Here is a 1,307-nt window from a genome sequence, read left to right as displayed (position 1 = left end):
TGAAGTGTCCCGGGTTTTGTTCCTAGGCATTTGCCTTGATTTCCATTATTTCTTGGGCCGGGTTGGTTTCCCAAAACTCTGACTCAACCTCAGCTGGCGTGCGATAGCCGAGACTTTGGTGAAGCCGTACCTCGTTCCACCAATTAACCCATTCAAACGTCGCGATCTCCACGTCAACCACGCTGTCCCACGACCGCCGATGAATCAGCTCATTTTTGTAGGAGCCGTTGACGTTTTCGGCCAAAGCATTGTCATAGGAATCTCCTACTGTCCCGGTAGAGGCAGCAATTCCATACTCAGCCAGCCGTTCGTTGTAGACAATGCTGACGTACTGTGAGCCATGATCTGAATGATGAATCAGCCCCGTTGTTTCCTTCGCGCTGACAATCGCCTGATTAAGCGCCTGCAGCGGCAGCGCCTCGGTACGCATTGAATCAGATAGTGCCCACCCGACGATCCTTCGGGAGAACACGTCGGTAACAAAAGCGGTGTACACGAATCCTTTTCTAGTGCGCACATAAGTAATATCGGCCACCCACAATCGGGCCGGTGCCGGGGCGTTGAACTTGCGATTAACTAAATCAGGACGCAGATCTGGTCCCTTCGGCTTGCGGGTAGTAATAGGAGACTTACCTTTACCTTTGCCTCTGACTCCAGCAAGACGCATCAGGCGTGCGGTCTGCTCACGGCCAATGTCGATTCCTTCACGGCGCAGAGTATGCCACATCTTACGGATGCCGTAGACGCTAAAATTTTCTTCATGGACCTCGGCGATGTGCGCGACTAGAGCAGCGTCACGAAGACTGCGGGCACTCATACCACGGGCTTTTGATTGGCGGTATCCACGGGACGTGATGAAACCGCCAACACGGTGGGTGTTTAACGTCTCGCAAATGAACTCGATGGAGAAACGATCCCGATACTCATCGATGAACCGGATCATTTCCGACGTTTTGGGTCGAGTTCCGACGCGAAAAAAGCCGAGGCAGCCTTCAGTAGCTCATTGGTGTCGCGTAGCTCTTGATTTTCACGGCGTAGCCTCGCGTTTTCCGCGGCCAAGTCTTCAGGCACAGGTTCTGGGATGCTTCCCGCACGACGGGCCTGCTGGGTCCACTGACGAGCCGTGTGCCATGAAACCCCCAACTTTGGAGCTACTGCCTGGCACGCGGCTTGCATCGACATATTTTCCGCCAAGATACGGTCCTCTACAAGACGGACCACACGGTCCTTTGCATCCTGGTCAAATTTTCTTGGCATATTCCAGATTTTCCCATCTACTCAGACGGAACAAAACCTGGGACACTTCA

At 53.3% G+C, this 1,307-nt stretch carries 1 protein-coding gene; it reads right to left on the bottom strand.

The window, feature by feature from the left end:
* Window positions 1-22 precede the first annotated feature (22 nt).
* Window positions 23-1,257 (bottom strand): IS3 family transposase gene (locus QP909_RS11690; protein ID WP_179387182.1). Its coding sequence is split into 2 segments (ribosomal slippage): window positions 23-969 and window positions 969-1,257, totalling 1,236 coding nucleotides; the frame shifts between segments, so codons are not numbered across the junction.
* Window positions 1,258-1,307 lie beyond the last annotated feature (50 nt).

The sequence above is a fragment of the Corynebacterium sp. MSK195 genome (assembly GCF_030228885.1).
Classification (GTDB): domain Bacteria; phylum Actinomycetota; class Actinomycetes; order Mycobacteriales; family Mycobacteriaceae; genus Corynebacterium.
This window is presented reverse-complemented; position numbering and strand designations above follow the sequence as displayed.